The sequence below is a fragment of the Sphingobacterium sp. SG20118 genome, assembly GCF_044740685.1.
Classification (GTDB): Bacteria; Bacteroidota; Bacteroidia; order Sphingobacteriales; family Sphingobacteriaceae; genus Sphingobacterium.
The window spans coordinates 3,978,441-3,996,962 of sequence record NZ_CP172826.1; the positions used below are offsets into that span (position 1 = coordinate 3,978,441).

General features: G+C 37.3%; 15 protein-coding genes. 7 read left to right on the forward strand and 8 right to left on the reverse strand.

Annotation, left to right across the window (positions count from 1 at the left end):
• Positions 1 to 20 precede the first annotated feature (20 nt).
• Positions 21 to 518: a peptidylprolyl isomerase gene (locus ACFX5U_RS18335; protein WP_038700857.1), complete on the forward strand. Its 498-nt coding sequence runs from the start codon at positions 21 to 23 to the stop codon at positions 516 to 518.
• Between the two features lie 1,014 nt (positions 519 to 1,532).
• Positions 1,533 to 1,691, forward strand: coding sequence for a hypothetical protein (locus tag ACFX5U_RS18340; RefSeq protein WP_400261679.1), 159 nt, complete (start codon positions 1,533 to 1,535; stop codon positions 1,689 to 1,691).
• 226 nt (positions 1,692 to 1,917) lie between these two features.
• Here the strand turns inward: ACFX5U_RS18340 and mnmD are convergent, their stop codons facing one another.
• Positions 1,918 to 2,589, reverse strand: coding sequence for a tRNA (5-methylaminomethyl-2-thiouridine)(34)-methyltransferase MnmD (gene mnmD, locus ACFX5U_RS18345; protein ID WP_280565526.1), 672 nt, complete (start codon positions 2,587 to 2,589; stop codon positions 1,918 to 1,920).
• A 236-nt stretch (positions 2,590 to 2,825) separates the two neighbouring features.
• Between mnmD and ACFX5U_RS18350 the strand changes: the two genes are divergently transcribed.
• A complete protein-coding gene (locus tag ACFX5U_RS18350) occupies positions 2,826 to 4,043 on the forward strand; it encodes an FG-GAP repeat domain-containing protein (RefSeq protein ID WP_400261680.1) in 1,218 nt (405 codons plus the stop codon).
• Between the two features lie 81 nt (positions 4,044 to 4,124).
• Here ACFX5U_RS18350 and ACFX5U_RS18355 read toward each other — a convergent pair whose 3' ends face one another.
• From ACFX5U_RS18355 to ACFX5U_RS18380, 6 genes are all read right to left on the reverse strand, one after another.
• On the reverse strand, positions 4,125 to 5,258 hold the full coding sequence (locus ACFX5U_RS18355; RefSeq protein ID WP_400261681.1) for a metallophosphoesterase: 1,134 nt from the start codon (positions 5,256 to 5,258) through the stop codon (positions 4,125 to 4,127).
• A gap of 23 nt (positions 5,259 to 5,281) precedes the next feature.
• A complete protein-coding gene (locus ACFX5U_RS18360; RefSeq protein WP_400261682.1) occupies positions 5,282 to 6,733 on the reverse strand; it encodes a RagB/SusD family nutrient uptake outer membrane protein in 1,452 nt (483 codons plus the stop codon).
• A gap of 10 nt (positions 6,734 to 6,743) precedes the next feature.
• On the reverse strand, positions 6,744 to 10,091 hold the full coding sequence (locus ACFX5U_RS18365; RefSeq protein WP_400261683.1) for a SusC/RagA family TonB-linked outer membrane protein: 3,348 nt from the start codon (positions 10,089 to 10,091) through the stop codon (positions 6,744 to 6,746).
• A 135-nt stretch (positions 10,092 to 10,226) separates the two neighbouring features.
• Positions 10,227 to 10,859 (reverse strand): FecR family protein, encoded by a 633-nt coding sequence (locus ACFX5U_RS18370; RefSeq protein WP_400261684.1) that lies wholly within the window; start codon positions 10,857 to 10,859, stop codon positions 10,227 to 10,229.
• 10 nt (positions 10,860 to 10,869) lie between these two features.
• Positions 10,870 to 11,412: a hypothetical protein gene (locus ACFX5U_RS18375; RefSeq protein WP_400261685.1), complete on the reverse strand. Its 543-nt coding sequence runs from the start codon at positions 11,410 to 11,412 to the stop codon at positions 10,870 to 10,872.
• A 102-nt stretch (positions 11,413 to 11,514) separates the two neighbouring features.
• Positions 11,515 to 12,096, reverse strand: a complete 582-nt coding sequence (locus ACFX5U_RS18380) for an RNA polymerase sigma factor (protein ID WP_038700869.1) — start codon at positions 12,094 to 12,096, stop codon at positions 11,515 to 11,517.
• 357 nt (positions 12,097 to 12,453) lie between these two features.
• Here ACFX5U_RS18380 and ACFX5U_RS18385 point away from each other — a divergent pair, with 357 nt between their 5' ends.
• The gene (locus ACFX5U_RS18385; RefSeq protein WP_400261686.1) at positions 12,454 to 13,707 is read left to right on the forward strand and encodes a dicarboxylate/amino acid:cation symporter; all 1,254 of its coding nucleotides are present in this window, start codon (positions 12,454 to 12,456) and stop codon (positions 13,705 to 13,707) included.
• On the opposite strand, the gene ACFX5U_RS18390 is transcribed toward ACFX5U_RS18385, so the two are convergent.
• The gene (locus ACFX5U_RS18390; RefSeq protein ID WP_280565519.1) at positions 13,696 to 14,640 is read right to left on the reverse strand and encodes a lipid A deacylase LpxR family protein; all 945 of its coding nucleotides are present in this window, start codon (positions 14,638 to 14,640) and stop codon (positions 13,696 to 13,698) included. The two genes, ACFX5U_RS18385 and ACFX5U_RS18390, sit on opposite strands and share 12 nt — an antisense overlap.
• 213 nt (positions 14,641 to 14,853) lie before the next feature.
• Here ACFX5U_RS18390 and ACFX5U_RS18395 point away from each other — a divergent pair, with 213 nt between their 5' ends.
• Genes ACFX5U_RS18395 through ACFX5U_RS18405 form a run of 3 tightly spaced genes read left to right on the forward strand, consistent with a single transcriptional unit; the run spans position 14,854 to position 18,514 of the window.
• On the forward strand, positions 14,854 to 15,264 hold the full coding sequence (locus tag ACFX5U_RS18395) for a cytochrome c maturation protein CcmE (protein WP_038700873.1): 411 nt from the start codon (positions 14,854 to 14,856) through the stop codon (positions 15,262 to 15,264).
• A 20-nt stretch (positions 15,265 to 15,284) separates the two neighbouring features.
• Positions 15,285 to 17,750: a heme lyase CcmF/NrfE family subunit gene (locus ACFX5U_RS18400; protein WP_038700875.1), complete on the forward strand. Its 2,466-nt coding sequence runs from the start codon at positions 15,285 to 15,287 to the stop codon at positions 17,748 to 17,750.
• Positions 17,750 to 18,514 carry a Rossmann-like and DUF2520 domain-containing protein gene (locus ACFX5U_RS18405; RefSeq protein ID WP_400261687.1) on the forward strand — a complete coding sequence of 255 codons (765 nt, stop codon included), beginning with the start codon at positions 17,750 to 17,752 and terminating at the stop codon, positions 18,512 to 18,514. Before ACFX5U_RS18400 ends, ACFX5U_RS18405 begins: the two co-directional genes overlap by 1 nt.
• The last annotated feature ends 8 nt before the right edge of the window (positions 18,515 to 18,522 follow it).

Genomic DNA, 18,522 nt, shown 5'->3' on the forward strand with positions numbered 1-18,522 from the left:
AATCCCAAAAATCAAAACAAATGGCAATAGTAACTAATGACGTAGTAGCGTTAACTTACAAACTTCACACAATCGAAAACGGCGAGAAAGTATTCGTAGAAGAAACAACAACTGAAAATCCTTTAGACTTCTTATATGGTGTAGGCATGATGCTTCCTAAATTTGAAGAAAACATCGCTGGCTTAAATGTTGGTGATACTACTGCTTTTGAATTATCTGCAGAAGACGCATACGGTGAAAAAGACGAGCGTGCTGTTGCTCAATTGCCAGCAGATATGTTCAAAGAAACTGGCTTACCTCCAGTTGGTGAAGTTATCCCATTACAAGATAACGATGGAAACCAATTCCGTGCAGTTGTAATGGAAGTATCTCCTGAGGTTGTAATTGCTGACTTAAACCACCCAATGGCTGGTAAATCATTACATTTCGAAATTGAAATCTTAAATGTACGTCCTGCAACTGAGGAAGAGTTATCTCACGGTCACTCTCATGGTGTAGATGGTACTCAAGGTCACTAATCTGGACCCAGATAAATAATAAAAAGCGGATGTTGGTTTTACCAGCATCTGCTTTTTTTATATATAGGAAATGCATTCAGCTTAAAACATATGCATACTAATGGTGTCATCCACTCGAATTTTGTAAGCCGGTGTTTGAAATCGCCGATATCCTGATGGCTCACAAAAAACAGCCTCTTTTATGTCTTTATCAAACTTTAATACTATAGATAGTACTCAAGTATCCAATGTTTTAAAAGTTTCATGACATTCCGGTAGACGAAATATCCTCTATACATCAAATGGTTAAAACATCAAAAAGGTTATCTCAAGTAATTGTTAGATTGTCATTTTATTGTCAAGGTGATTCTATGTTGTAACAATTGTCTCCGATGCCCCGTTATATCAGTTCATAATTTAGGTTTATAATTGGTTAGTAAAACTCCTGTCGCTCCCCGCTTCAGGAGTTTTCTTATTTTTAGGACAAATGTAATGGACAACGCCGCTACTGCTTTATTTTCCAATAACCATCACCTTTGGATGTTCCACAATAAGATATGCTGACCGCAACAATTTAATCTATCTTTTGATGCTTTTCACTAGTCTTTTTAATGTATTCGCAAGAATGGAGCTTCCTTACCTGATTGCAAAGTTATCAAGAGTAAGTGAATTTACACCTTCATCACTAAAAACAGTTAACAAGACAATTATTAATCGATTATAGAAATAATGCTACTTCACCACTTTCTTCATGATTAAAAACCAGCTTTAAAACAAAGCATACCACTTTCCTTAACTAATTGTTGCCTTTTGCTAGTCACTTCTTCAGTTTCAGTAATCACTTGTTATAAATAAGTAGTCACTTTATCCAAACAAGTGGGCACATGTTCACAAAATCAGGACACTTATCGACAACAAGTAAACATGTATTGCAAACAAGTAGTAACTTCTGCTAAACAAGAGAACACTTATAAAGAAGAAGTGACCACTTCTTTAAATTTCATGACCATATGTTGTAAATAAGTGAACAGTATTATGAAAGAAGGGAACACTTGTCCCAAAGAAGGGAACACTTATCCAAAAGATGTGAACACTTATTCAAAAGAAGGGAACACTTATCCAAAAGAAGAGAACACTTATCTCAAAAAAGGGAACACTTATTCCAAAGAAGGGAACACTTATCCAAAGAAGTGAACACTTATTCCAAAGAAGGGAACACTTATTCCAAAGAAGTGAACACTTATCTCAAAGAAGTGAACACTTTTCTCAAAGAAGGGAACACTTATCTCAAAGAAGTAACTAGTAAAACCGAACAAGTAACCCTACTTAGGCCCCCTCTCCTCAAACTTGATCGCACAACAGTCCAATAAATTAGCATGTTAACCATTATTGATCATCGTTTAATGTAGCATTTTATATATTAGATCTTTGTGGCTCGTAGCATCTCTCTCTTCCCTGGCGCACCTGGGACTTTCTCAATAGTAAAGCCCAAAGCTTTCATACTTCTTTTCAGGTTACCTGTGATGGCATAGGTAACGAATACGCCACCAGGTTTAATAAATTTTGCTACATGCGCCAAAGCTTCATCCGACCACATCTCAGGCTGATGAATAGCAGCAAAGGCATCGAAATAAACAACGTCAAAGTTTATTGCTGAATCGAAATCCATCAATAAGGTGTGATTGATATATAAATTTGTTTGTCCATTAATTTGGGTCTTTTCTGTTAATGCCTGATTATAACCCGAAATGTAGTTTTTCCAGTTTTCCTCAGATACGAATGCGTCATAGCCCATCTCTTGTATAACTTCAAGTGGTAAAGGGTAACCTTCGATACCTACATAATCAACTTCAATAGTTGAGGCCTGATCTGAGAGGTAAGCCAATGTTTGGGTGAAATTAAGCCCCGTACCAAAACCTACTTCAAGAATTGCAAGATTGCTAACCGCATTCTTTTGTATATAATAGTCCAATCCCGCGTTAATAAAAACATGTTTGCTTTCTTGAACTGCACCATGCTTTGAATGATAGCACTCTCCTATTTGTTCATTAAACAATGTTTTTGAACCATCTCCTGTTGTAACAAATTCCATTTCAGCCATATTTAACAAAAATAAAAGAAAAGAAGTTAATCTGTACTCATAATGATCGATTCGATCCACATATTTTTCCGAAGTCGTATCGTGGCTATCGTTAATGAAATGCTATATCCCTAAATTGATCAATACTAGGGTAAGCGTAAAAATATAAAGAGCATATGCTAAATAACTTGATATAGAACATTTCAGTATAATTATTTGTATATTAAACTACTGAAACATAAGAAACTATGAATAATTATTTCGAAAAAACGCTAATTTGTATTGGTCTTTATATACTTTTAAGCCCATTTCAATATTGTTCGGCACAGTCAACTTATTTTAAGGATGTGACTTTAACTAACCTCCCTCAAGATGCGAAGGCACATGCTTTGGATGTTATCCTTGTGGATGTCGATCACGATGGAGATTTAGACTTAGTTTTGGCTTTGGAATCAGAACCAAATCGCTTGTACCTCAACGATGGAAAAGGTGTTTTTACTTGGAAAAAAGGTGTTTTTGCAGAAAAACCACATGATACCGAACATGTACGTACGGCTGACTTTAATAAAGACGGTTTTATGGATTTAATTTTTGTTGCTGAGGATGATCAAAACCATGAATATTATCTAGGCAAGGGCGATGGAACTTTTGTAGATGCTTCTGACCGTTTACTGGGAAAAAGCGAGGCCAATGGATTGGATATCGCGGATGTCAACGGAGATGGATTGGTGGATATCGTAATTGGCAATACAGGGAAAGCACCACAAAATTTCTTATGGCTAAATGACCCTGAACGTCCGGGTTATTTTATAGACCATACTACAACAGCTCTTCCTCAGGTGGACGACCAAACACAGTCCGTAAGATTAGCGGATTTGGATGGTGATGGACATGTGGATATGGTGCTTGGAAACGAAGTGCCTCCAAACCGGATATTATATAATGATGGAAAAGGAAATTTTACAGCGCATGATGAGGGATTGCCTTTGAAAGTACCGCTACATACCCGAGAAGTAATTGTGTTCGACGCCAATGGTGATGGAAAACCCGATTTACTTTTTGCAAACCTAACAAGTAATGGTGGCGCTAAGGACAAAGACCCTCGGGCACGTTTATGGATCAACCAAGGAAATCGTCACTTTGTTGATGAAACGGAATCGAGAATTCCGGAACAACTCTATTCAACCTATGCCGCCGCAATCATTGACTTTGATAGCGATGGACATCAGGACATTATTTTGAGTGCTATAAAGATACCTCCTTTTGAGGAGATGCAGGTTCAGGCGTTACGTAATGACGGTTCTGGTCATTTTTCTCTGGTTACTGATCAGGTAATACCAGAGGTCACACGTGGTAGAAGCTGGGGTATTGCCGTTGGCGATGTGGATGGAGACGGTATTGATGATATGGTCATCGGTGGGTGGGGTTCTCAGGTACGCTTATTACTTGGGCAAGTACGCAATTAACCTATTATTATACTAGCTTCAGAAAATAAAAAAGGCTGGGAAAATCCCAGCCTAAAAAGTAACTTTAAAAAGGAGTAAGTTTTATTTACCCATCATTTTATTCTTTTTTATATCATCATAAATCACTAGCATCTTATCCGATTCTAGGATTAACCCACGGCTTCTGCCATGCAGTCTATTGGATTCGTTGTTAACATTCACTGCTAATACCCTCCCTTTATAAAACTGAGTTACCTCGGGAAAAATAGTATGCCCCAAATATATTCTTTTTGCATCAAAAGCGATCAGCATTTTATCCAACTCTATTTCACTTAAAGGATGATATTTTTCTTCTGGGCGAACCATACCACGATACCAAAGTGGTCCCTCAGTAGCAAAAAGAAACTTACCTGCAGACGATTTCTGACGTTCTTCTTTCACTTCAAAGATATGAGCACGGACAGCGTCGTTCACCGCTGGAATGGTCCATTGTGGATCGAGCATGGAACTACTCAACCCAGCATGCACAAACAGATGATCATCTATTTTCTCCATCGTGTTTCTAAGCTGTAACCATTTTCCCAATTCGGTATTTATAGCCCAGAAATCTCGGTAGCTTTTCCCTAATGAATCGGCCAGAACATGATATTTATCCTGCATGTATTTATAATTACCTCGCAGGATCATTTCTTCATGATTTCCTAACAAAAAATGAACGCTTCCTCCTACTTTTTCAGCTTCAGCCTCTAATTTATAAATCAGCCAAAAAATAGGTAGTACATCTTGACCACGATCAAATACGTCGCCATTAATCACAAGATCATTTTTACCGAAAACCCATTCATAGTTATCACCAATTACTTTTTGAGTTTTTAAGATCGAATAGAAAGATTCGAAATCACCATGGGGATCCGAAATCACCATAATATTACCTTGGCTTTTATAGGACCATTCAGGAGTTTTTATAGGATGTAGAGATACCTCAAAACGATGCTGACCATTTTCGGTCGTGACCGGAAATGGTTCTTCTGCACCTACTTTAATTTCGATTTCGCCATCTTCGACACGCACGAGCTTAATTTCCCCTTCTTCATGAAAGAGGTAAGGCCCATCGTATTTCCCTAATGACTTTGCATTTTGTGCATGTGCATCATTAAGGGTGAAAAATACCGCAACGAAACAGCAAAACAAACGCGTTCTAAAGGAAGTGATTCCCATTTTCGAAAAATGTTTCATCTTATTGTACATGATTTACATTCTTAATAACCATCATTCTGAATAATATTGATATTGGCATCAATTTCGCGTTGTGGAATCGCCATCAATGTTTTAAAGTAAGTCCGATCGAATGATTTTGTTTCTGCTCGCAACAAAGGCGATACATGGGCATTGCCATTCCTTTCTATCCGCATATTATTACGTAAGGCATCAAATAACCGATGTCCTTCTCCCACTAATTCTCGTCGACGCTCTTCCATAACACGCGTTAACGAAACGACTCCACTAACTGTTTTTTCAGGATTAGCACGTGTTACAATAGCATTTAAATATTTAAGAGCATTTGCATTATCACTCAATTTAACGGCTGCTTCTGCTGCAATGAGATATGCCTCGGAAAGCCTAAGTACGGGAATATCCGCAAATTCTGGATTTTCTCCATCAGAGGTATTTCCAGGGTATTTATCTAAGTAATAATAATCGACATTCTTGCTACTATATTTTGTGATTATCGTATTTCGAACATCTTTCGGATCATTTGCTAAGAGGTTCATGTAATCATCCGATAGGATAATATCATTATACCCGTTACGCCATAACAAATAACCCATTCCTTCTTTTCCAGGACCACTCTCAGTCTTTACAATGGACAATTGAAATAAGACTTCATTCGTATAGTCTTTCGACCAAACAGAGGCATATTCATCATTTGTCCAAAGTTGATATTGACCCTTTAATGATGTTTGCCCTCCTTGTGCATCTTGGATCAATTGACTAGCCTGAGTAAGAGCTTTTTGGTTTTCTCCCATGTATAGGTAAGCTCTCGCTAATAATTGAGAGGCTGCAAATTTGTTGATTTTACCATTCTTTTTTGCTGCACTCAATAATTTAACTGCGTTTTCAAGATCCTCAACAATTTGTACGTAGACCTCCTTTACTGTATTTCGAACAGGTTTATTTGTCGAAATATGCTTTTCTATTTCAATCGGTATACCCAATGAGGCGCCATTGTCTTCTGTATAGGGAGCTCCAAAGACTTTCACCAGATCAAAGTGTGCCATGGCTCTAAGACTAAGAGCTTGCCCTTTAATATCCTTCAATTCATCGGATAAGTCCTCCTGAGGCAATCCAGCTACATAAGCCAAAACACCATTGGTGTTACGTAATACACGATAGGGTTGATACCATAATGATGATGGGGTATTGTCTTTATTTAAATCGAAAAGGTAATATTTTGCAGCTCGCTTTGTATCACCGTTTGAAAGCATATCTTCTCCCGTAACATCACCATAATAAGTCATGCGCGCGCCGTAATACTCATGACCACGCATAATGTCGTATATACCATTTAAAGCATAATTGGCATCTCTCGCAGATTTGATAGCCTCCGAACTTTCGGTAGAAGTACTAGGCTGAGCTTTTTCTAACCATTGGTCTCCACATCCTACTAATAAAGTACATGATACAAGGACCGTTGATAATATATGTTTCATAGTCTGTTTTTTAGAATTTAACATCCAAACCAAAGGTCACTGTCTTTAGTTTAGGTGATTCGAAATATACGGTACCATTTACTGGCACTTCTGGATCATAATTTTTGTATGCCGCAAACGTTAAAAGGTTGACTCCGGAGCAATAAGCTCTAATGTTACTAACTTTGAGACGACGTGCGATATGTTGTGGTATGGATATACCAAAGGTGACATTCTTCAATCGGATATGATCTGTTGAATGTACACGGCGTGTATTAGCCACACTACTCATATCGTAAGTGTTACCTACCATAAACATTTCAATATCGGTATCATCACCTGGTTGCTGCCATCTTCTTTCATAATATTGCGGAATATTGTCATAACCTGTTTTTCCAGCTAATTCTGTTTTGCTTGCTCCGCTATCATATGAATATCCTCCTAAAGAATAGGTCCAAGTGAAATTTAGATCCAAAGTCTTATAGCGAAAGGTATTCGTAAAACCACCCACCAACTTAGGATCTACACTTTTGTAGAGGATACGATTTGCTTTGGTATAATCTTCTGTGATCGCTCTAGCATCAAGATTTTCTGGATCATTAATATAATATTGAGGTACACCGGAATCCTTATTTATTCCTGCAAATTCAATTAAATAGTAACTGTACCATGGCTGTCCGATACGATGGGTCATGGTACCCTCTCTTAACTCGGCACTACCATCTGCTAATGCCACGGTTTTATTCTTATTCATACCGAAATTGAGGTTTGAAGTCCATTTAAATGCTTTATCTCTTAAAATATCAGCATTTAAATCAATTTCAATTCCCGAATTACGAATGGCTCCTATATTCGTTAAATACGATGAGAAGCCAGTTGTGTAGGATGTCGGCATATCATTCAACAAATCTGAAGACTGTCTTTTATACCACTCGAACGTAAGTCCCAATCGATCGAACAAACGTAGATCCATACCAATATTGAGGTTATTTTGTTTCTCCCATCTAAGCGCTGCATTACCAATTTGGGTCTCTCTGATACCAGGATTATTACCATATGGATAACCAAAGCCTGTTAAATCCATATACGTATAATAACTACTTGGCAATGTTCCGTTTGTACCATATGATACTCGGATTTTACCATCTGATACAATATGATTCAAAGATTCCATGAAATTTTCATTCGAGAATTTCCAAGCTCCAGACAAGGACCAAAATGTACCCCAACGACTATTGCGGTGGATACGTGAACTGCCGTCCATACGAATACTGCTTCCTAAAAAATACTTATTATCGTAATTATAATTTGCACGCGATAGGTAAGAAAGTAAGCGCCATTCCAAATTGGAACCAGATAGATCGGTAATCACTGAACCATTGGATAGCACAACTTTATCTACGGATGGAAAGTTATCTTTTGCCCCATCGATACCGTCCCTTTTATAGCTATTTACTTCATAACCTGCCAATACATCCAAATGGTGTTTAGAAGCAAAATCCTTCGTATAAGTAAGGCTATTGCGCCATACGATCTGATTGTAATCTGTAAAACTTGAACTTAATGAACCATTTGCTTTTTCACCATCTGATGACCTCGGATCTGACCAAGAGTTGTACTTGGTGGTGGTATGATCAAGACTAAATGTGGTATTAAAGACTAAGTCATCAAAAAACTTATAATTTGCAAATACGGTATTGAATGAACGATCGCCTTGTTCTCTACGATAATTATACAAGGACGCGGCCTTCGGATTACGTTCTCCATTAGAGAAGAAATCGGTGAAAAAAGTTCCGTCTTCATTATAAACAGGTTCTGAACCCGTTACCTTATGTCGTGTTGAATAAATAGGGGAAGTATAGGTACCACCTTCAGCATTGACATCTTGAGCAATGTTTGAATATAAAATATTAGCACCAAGCTCGAGTTTATCACTCATTTTATACTTTACGTTCAAACGTCCTGAAATCCGTTCGAAGCCCGACTGATAGGTTAATCCAGTTTGATTGGTATAGCCCATTGATGTATAGTAGGATAGTTTACCATCGCCTCCAGAAGCAGAAAAATCGGCATTTCTAAAAGGTGAATTCTCTCTAAATAAAACTTTTTTCCAATCAGTCCAACCACTCCATGGAACAGGGGCATACTTATCGATATTGGTTTGAGCATAAGTTTCAATAGCAGTTTCATCCACAACCTTATCCATGTAACGTGCACGATTTCGAAGCCCTTCTAACAACATCTCTCGGCGTTGCGGTCCATCCATTACTTCTCTAAAATCTGTCGCTTGACTTGAAAGTCCATAACCGCCCCTAAATGAAAATACCGGTTTACCTGCCTTTCCTGATTTAGTTGTGATCAGAATAACTCCGCCTGCTGCTCTTGATCCATAAAGCGAAGCAGCTGCTGCATCCTTTATCACTGTAATTTGCTCAATATCTGCATTGCTTAATGTGGACATAACATCCAATCCAGCATTATTTGAACTGCTTGATGCAATATCACCCGACATAACAGGAACTCCATCTATGACAAATAGTGGTCTGCTTGAAGCATTGATAGAGCCCATCCCTCTAATGCGAATATCTGCTGAACCACCTGGCTGCCCCGAAAGTGAGTTTACCTGAACCCCAGGAGCATTTCCTTGAAGCATTGTTGAAAAGTCTACCGCAGGAACATCAGCCATACGATCGGTACGAATAGTGGATGCTGCACCTGTATAATCTGATTTCTTAATAGTACCATAACCCGTAACAATAACCTCTTCTAAATTCGCCTGACTAAATATTAAACTTACGTTTACGACTTCATCGGTAGCCTCGACCTCTTTTCTTTCATAACCCAAAAAACTAAACATCAAGACAGATCCGCGTGGAGCTGTTATCGCATAATTTCCATTTTGATCGGTAGCAACCGTGTTCGTAGTTCCTTTAATAGAAACTGTTACTCCCGCAAGCGGCTTCCCGCTTTGATCCGTTACCTGCCCACGTATGCTCCTTTGCTCATGTATGGCAACCCCTTTATCATGGGTGCTCACATCGCGATTAGCAGACGCAGGATGCCCCAGTTTGACGACAATTGATTTACCTTCTTTTACATAGGTAAGCCCTCTGGGTTCCAACAAGTCGGAAAGTGCTCGATCTAAAGGTACCCGGTCAAAATCCACACTTACAGCTGATGAATTTTTGACAATTTCCGATTTACATAAAACGGTAAAACCCGTTTGTTTTTTAATCTCTCGGAATACTTCTACAATAGAACTATTCTTCTTCTTGATACTTACCGTCTGAGCGAAACTTCCTGCATGAAGCTGTCCAACGGTAAACAAAAGAAGCATAATAATCATTTTCATAATAATGAGGTATTTATACTTTTTCATTACATTTGATTGGTTTTGTTAGTTTAATAAAAACAGTTAAGCAAGTTTAATTTGATTTTCGAACCAATTGCTGGGGAAGTACCACCTTCCTCAGCTTCTTGAGATTACGAAATATGATGTAGTGTATGTCACCCATTATTTCATAAGTCGCACCCTCCTTCCTTCAATTTTAACTTTAATTTTATCATCGGTCATTTTAATGATTTTCAAAACCTTATCGAAGCTATCCAATCTTGATACCGACCCCCATAATGTTATTGTTTGTAGACTTTGATCGATTTCAATATCCAAATCATACCATCTAGCCACCTGCGCTAATGCTGTACCCAACAATTCATTGTTAAACATAAATTCATCGTTTTTCCAGGATACACTTTCGTCTATAGGCATTTGTTGCACGACCAAATTAGCGCCATTATTAATGGCTTGATCTCCTGGTTTGAGCTCTTTCACTAGACCTTTAGGAATTGTTACTTTTACCTTCCCTTCTAACAAGGATACCTTGGACTCATCTTCATCAGGATAAGAGTAGACGTTGAAATGTGTACCCAATACTTCTATTTTTTCCTTTGCTGTAGCTACTAAAAATGGTTTACCGTGAGATTTCGCAACTTCAAAATAAGCTTCGCCATCTAATTCTACTAAACGTTGTTCTCCTGTAAACTGAACGGGATAACGTAAACGTGTTTCAGCATTCAACCATACTTTCGTACCATCAGAAAGTACAATTTGATATTGCCCTCCGCGTGGCGTTGATAAAGTCATCATATTAGTTTTATCATAAACAGGAACTGAGGTTACAGAAACCATCGTTATACGTGATGCTATCTCCGATTACAATACCTGCATGGCGCTGATCTAATCCTAAAGTTGTACCATCAGAAAAATGAAGGGTCGCTCTATTTCCGCCTGGAAGAATATTTTCTGCTAACCGAACGACCTCACCCTCGTCACTAACAAGAGGATCTGTATATTTCAGTTTCCAAATGCCCAACAAAGTCAGGGCTATGAAACAGGCAGCCACAGCATACCATACAATCGGATTTTTCTGACTTCTTGATTTCTTGGGAATGGGTTGTTCAATACGATTTATGATATTGGATAGTACGCGTTTTTCTCTTTCAAGGCCGCCTATTTCAATTAATTTCTGGTACTTCAACAATTCCCGATGTAAATTGTCTGATTCCCCTAATTTATCGACCATTTCACGTAATTCTGGATATGCTTCAAACAAGGTTCGAAGCTCCATATCATTATCTGGATGGATCGTACCTTTCAAATATGCGCGCAGTAATCGAACGGTGTTTTCTATATCATGCATTGTGTTTACTCTTCGTTTAATGATAGAAACACATGTTCTTACAAAATCTTACAAGAAATTATAAAATAAAAAAATAGCACGAAAATTAAGAAGTTACAAAAACTACTTTAACCCAACTAGCGTTAAAAAAGAAATGAGCATTAACGAATTTTTTGCCTTTAGTAAGTGCCTAATAGTACTTATAGCACGTGATCGATTGGTATATACAGATGTAGGGCTCATCGCTAATTCAGCAGCTATTTCGTCGACCGTTTTATCCTCTACGTAGGTCAAATTAAAAACTTGCTTTTGTTTTAATGGTAATTTTTCTACCTCACTAAAAATAGCGTGAATAAGTTCGGCATGAATCATCATGGAAAAAGCATCCTTATCATCTGTAAGTAAGTCTTCGTACTCGGAGATGGGCTCTTGTACACCTTTCGCACGTTGTGATCTGATTGCATTGAGACTGGCATTTTTGGCTGCTATATAGACAAAGGCTCGAAGACTTTCCATGGCATGGAAATCCATCCTACGATTCCACACCTTGACAAAAACGTCTGCTAGAATTTCTTCTGCAAGATCTGTTTCCTTAATATAACGCAGGATAAAAAAAAATACTTGCTTGTTGAGTCGATGGTAAATGGTCACAAATCCGGTCTGGCTGTCTCCTTTCAAACTTTCTATCAACTGTAAATCTGTCATAAGGTCGTATGAAAATTAGAGCAACCTCTTTGCACTAACAACTTAAAAGCATAAATTACAAGTGGTAAACAGGTTAGAATTACTATTTTGGTCTAAATTAGAAAACACTTTTTAGAATATCAAGGAGTTAACAATAATTTAAAACAGGAATAAATGGCACGATAGACTTTATAAGGCGCTTTCACTTACTTATTGCGATAAAACAACGTTCAATCGTAAAAGCAATTTTTTATTTATCACCCTTTATATGTTAGTGATTCGTGCAAAAGTAGCGTGAGTCCTCTATTTACCAAGATCTGCTATAACAAATCGTATTTCAATCACAATTAACAAATAAAAAGAACTAAATTAGTGTGCATGATGACATATTCAACCAACCTATTCTTCCGAAATTATGGCAGTATAATCTTACTTATCGTAGGTATACTGATAGGAAGTCTTATCGGCATCTATCTACCACAAGTTGTGACCTATATCAAACCTTTAGGAGATATTTTTCTAAACCTTTTGTTTGTTGCCGTTATTCCACTGGTTTTCTTTGCGATTGCTTCTTCTATCGCAAATATTGAAGGCACAAGTAAATTGGGGAAAATTCTCGCCGCAATGAGCTTTGTCTTTATCATGTCGATCCTCATTTCTGCAAGCGCCACTATCGTAACCCTCTATCTTTTCCCCTTGGAAGTTCCCCATGCACCACAAGTGGAAACGATGTTAAATGATAACCCAAATGATACTTGGGGGGATAAGATGGTTCGGTTTTTAACAGTCTCCGAATTTTGGAAATTATTATCACGAGAAAATATGTTGGCTCTTCTGATATTTTCATTCTTAATTGGCATAGCAACCCGAAAGTCCAACGCCACAGCGCTTCCGTTTAAAGCATTCTTAAATGCTGGAAATGAGGTTATGAAAAATCTATTGATATTAGTCATGAAAATAGCACCGATCGGGCTAGGTGCATATTTTGCTTATCAAGTAAGCAGCCTCGGCCCACAGCTCTTTGGTTTTTATGCGAAACCTCTAGGACTTTACTATATTTTTGGCAGTGTCTATTTCTTTTTAGCTTTTAGCGTATTCGCTTTTATTGCTAATGGTAAATATGGCTTTATCACTTTCTGGAAGAATAATATTATCCCAAGTTTAACGGCAATAGGTTCGTGCAGTAGTTTAGCTACTATGCCTGCAAACTTACTTGCTGCAAAAAAAATTGGAGTACCCGACGCTATCGCCAATGTGGTCATCCCCTTAGGAACAACCTTACATAAACAAGGTTCGAGTATATCGTCTATTTTTAAAATATATGTGGCATACCTCATTATCGGGAAAGATTTTTTTGAACCTCTAACACTTATCATGGCTTTGGGCATAACTTTGTTAGTGAGTATTGTAGCAGGTGGAATTCCTAATGGGGGTTATATTGGAGAAATTTTAATGATTTCGGTACTCGGGCTACCCATTGAAGCCATACCTGCGGTTATGATTATCGGGACTTTAGTAGATCCACTAGCTACAATATTAAATGCAACGGGAGATACTGTTGCCAGTATGGTCGTCACCAAGCTTACTGGAAGTAAATTCCAACCTGCAACCCAAGACAGTTTAAAAACGTAATCCATAAAACAGGCTGCCGTATTGATGGGTATTATAAAGCAATTCTTTGGATTCACGTGATTGAAAAATATAAGACAGTCCAATAGATGATCTCCCTGTAGCGACCATAGCTCCAATCTTGTGACCCATTACCATTTTTTCAATTGTATACGGATACTTTACTGTCGAGTGTTTTATTAATCCCCCTTGAGTGGTCGCATTATAAACCTGATAAGTAACCGATGGGATATAGTATAAAAAGAATTCCTTTGCTTTTGTTTTGCTCTGCACATGCCCTTTTGTAAATAAAGACTCATCAAAAGACCGTAAATGACCCCAACGGATAGGTACGCCAATACTTGCATTCGTATGATTCATACCTAGGGTTGCGGACCCTAATCCGGAAATATCAAAGTTCTTCCGGAGGGATGTATATAGCAAATATTGGTATTTGATACCCAAATCTAAACCGAAGGTATTGGGTAATTGCTCTTCCCAACCAGAAACCTCATAAATATTAAAAACACGATGGATAACCTCTTGAACTTCCTTCCCTTTTGCTTGTGGACCAATTTGTCCTAATTCAACTTTCAGACTCAATACCTGATTATGCCTATAATATTGGTTCAATTCGCCTGATAAATAAAAATAACCCGCAAAAGGCCTATCCCATTTTTGGGATTTTTCACTTAAATTAACGCCATTATACATCTTCTGCCCAATTTCGATATCCATCACCCGATTGAACGTCTTCGAAGTATCTGATTTTAATGCAAATCGATAATTAATCTGGATACCATTGGTGTAATAACGGTCTTGTGCAGTAAATAAATACACATCATTGTCGTTCTGTAAAATGAGTTCATGTTTAAAAGATCTTTCTTGTGACCAAGCCAATTGTAAAGTACATAATGCTAAGAGTAAAAAAGCTAAACGCAGTCCAATTATTTTCATTCCATTCACAAGATTGTAAAATTTAAGATATAAACTTAATTAAAGATATAGATTAAGATTCAATGGTTCTCACTTAGAATGATTTAAAGCACATTATTCAACATCTTTAAGTTTATTTAGAAAGGTTATAAATAACTCCACAAAGTTGCAAATTTAGATACTTCGCTAATCTATTTGTAATTTTGCATTCGGTAAAGTGTTAAATTTTAAAAAATGAAAAAAAGTTCCATTATTTTAATCGCCCTCATTGCTGTTGCAATTGCTATGATTCTTGTAATTTACACCGATTCAAGCACCTATTCAACATTTTCAGAAGCTAAAGAGAAAAAGACAGAACTCTATGTTGTCGGCGTACTTAATAAAGATAAAGCATTGCATTATGATCCAAAGACTAATGCCAATCATTTTTCATTCTATATGTATGATAGCGATAGTACTGAATGCGAGGTCGTATTTAATGGTTCGAAACCACAAGATATCGAGCGTTCTGAACAACTTGTATTAACGGGGAAAATGGACGGTAACGTTTTCCATGCCTCAAAGATTTTGATGAAATGTCCTTCAAAATATAACGAGAACGAAGTTGAAGTTTTCGAAACTAACGCTACCGCTTTTAATTACTAATATTCATAATCACCACATAAATGGACGTAAACTACGTAGGCGAGAATCTATTGCCTGGAAAAATAGGTCAATTTTTTATTATTCTATCATTCGGATCAGCACTACTATCTTTCATAAGTTATTATTTTGCTACAAAAAATAAAGAGGATAAATCATGGCAAAAAATTGCTCGGATATCTTTTTGGGTAAATGCGATTTCAATCCTAGCGATTGCAACTACGCTATTTTACATCATTCACAATCATTTATTTGAATACCACTATGCCTATGCACATAGTTCTAAAGCTTTACCCACGCATTATATCATTTCCAGTTTCTGGGAAGGTCAAGAAGGTAGCTTCTTGTTATGGATGTTTTGGCAAAGTGTACTAGGTGGGATACTACTATTTAAAGCTAAAGATTGGGAAAGCTCAGTGATGACTTTCATCATGCTCTGTCAAGTATTCTTAGCTTCTATGATCGTAGGTGTCCAAATCTTCGGATTTCACTTAGGTAGCTCCCCTTTCATTTTATTAAGAGATGCTATCGAAGGTCCTATCTTCAGTCAACCAGATTATTTATCATTAATCCATGATGGAAGAGGATTAAATCCATTATTACAGAATTACTGGATGGTTATTCACCCACCAACGTTATTCTTAGGCTTTGCTTCCATGATTGTTCCATTTGCTTATGCTGCTGCTGCACTATGGACCAAACGTTATAAAGAATGGATCACTCCAGGTTTACCTTGGGCACTCTTTGCTGTCATGATTTTAGGTGTTGGTATTATCATGGGGTCATTTTGGGCTTATGAAGCGCTTAACTTTGGTGGCTTCTGGGCTTGGGATCCTGTAGAAAATGCATCTATTATCCCTTGGTTTACATTAATAGCTGCAGTTCACGTGATGATTGCCTATAAAAATTCCGGTCATTCATACTTCACAGCGACATTTTTGGCATTAATCAGTTTTGTATTGGTGATTTATGCTTCTTACCTAACGAGAAGTGGTATCCTTGGTGAAACATCCGTGCACTCTTTTACTGACTTAGGCTTAAATGTTCAATTAATTGCTTTTAATGCCACCTTCTTCGTTATCGCTATCGTTGCATTGGTTGTACGTAAAAAACATATGCCAACAACCGAAAAAGAAGAGGATATCTATTCACGCGAGTTTTGGATGTTCATCGGTGCATTGGTATTGACCGTAGCATGTGTTCAAATGATTTCGTCAACTTCTATTCCAGTCTTCAATGCTATTTTCGGAACAAAGGTTGCACCACCGTTAGATCCTATTCAACATTATAACAAGTGGCAATCGGGTTTTGCTGTTGTTATCATGATCTTAACTGCTATAAGCCAGTTTTTGAAATATAAGAAAACGGACCCTAGAAAGTTTTTCGCAGCTACTATTGCATCTTTAATCGTAGCTATCTTATTAACTGTTGTCGTTTCCTATATTACAAAAACCTATACGAATCTAATTTTCATCCTCATCACCTTCTCTTCATTATTCTGTATTCTAGCAAATATTCGTGTATTAGCGGATGCAGTGAAAGGAAAGTGGAAATTAGCGGGTTCATCAGTTGCACATATAGGTTTCGGCCTGTTATTGATTGGCGCGATGGTAGCGGCTTCTACAAATGAGGTTATTTCGATTAACAATACAGGCTACATCGCAGTTTCGGGATTCGATAAGGTTGAAAAACCTGGTGATAACCTTTTCTTAACGGAAGGAGAACCTGTGCAAATGGGCGAATACCGTATCACTTATATTGGAGATAGTATTGCGGAACCAAACGTTTACTACAAAATCAAATACGAAAGTATTGATGAGGAAAGTGGAAAAGTAAAAAATTCATTTGTACTCATGCCATTTGCTCAGAATAACGAAAAAATGGGCGGTTTGATTGGAACTCCTGCTACAAAGCATTACTTTACACATGACGTATATACGTTAATAACAGCAGCTGCCTCTGACTTACAAACGAAGAATGCCAATATTCCTGAGGATCAAAAGACTGGCTTCGAAGACTACGAGGAGCCTGCAACTTATGAGGTCAATGTAGGCGATACTTTACGTTATAGAAATGGATTCTATGTTATCGAAGGTATAAACCGAAATGCACAACTGGAAAACATCCCTAAAGGAGAGAAAGATGTAATCGTCGGCTTAAAGATTAAGGTTGTTGCCTCAGATAAAAAAGAGTACAATGTAGAGCCCGTCTTTTTAATCAAAGATGGTACATCATACGATTTTAATAAGGATGTTAACGAACAAGGATTGCGCTTCCGTTTTTCAAATATTTTGCCTAAAAAGGATAAATTAGAAATTATGGTTTATCAGAAGCCACTCCCTGAAAAGAAATGGATTGTATTCAAAGCAATTAAATTCCCATACATTAATTTCTTCTGGTGTGGAACAATTGTGATGACTATTGGATTCTTTATGTCGATATTCAAAAGAAATAAAGACGCAAAACGACTGGATAAAAAACAAAAATAATGAATATTGTCATCTTAGGAAGTGGGAATGTAGCAACACATTTTGCGCATAACTTCCAGAATAAGGGTCACAAAATAACACAAATATACAGTCAACAAAAGGCCAATGCTCAAGCATTGGCCTTTACTGTAAATGCTGCTTCCGTATCGGACACTGCTGCTATTAATTTAGAAGCTGACCTATATATTATAGCCGTTAGTGATCAGGTGATCAGCAATATGGTATCTGCCCTTCCTGCAGATCTACGTGGTGTAGTTACCCACTGTTCTGGTGCTACGGATATGGCTATATTAGCCAAATTCAACCGATATGGTGTTATTTACCCACCGCAATCCATATCAAAAAACAAAGAGACAGATTTTAGCTTAATTCCATTTTGTATCGAAGGAAATACACCTGAAACTTTCAACTTACTATTTGAATGTATCCATGAAATGGCTCCAAAATCTATACCTTGTGATTCGGTTCAACGATTAGCCATTCATATCGCTTCGGTATTCGCCAATAACTTTAGTAATGCCTTGTTCCAGATTAGTTGTGAAATTTTAGAACAGCATAATTTATCCTTCGATTTGATCCGCCCAATTATACTAGAAACAGCTGAAAAAGTACAATCAAGGCTTCCAAATGAAGTTCAGACAGGACCGGCCATTAGAAATGACATAAACACGATAAAAAAGCATTTAAATTTTATCAGAGAACAAGATGATTGGAAACAAATCTATCAACTATTGTCACAAGAGATTGTAAAAAGAAAAAGCTAATTATCATT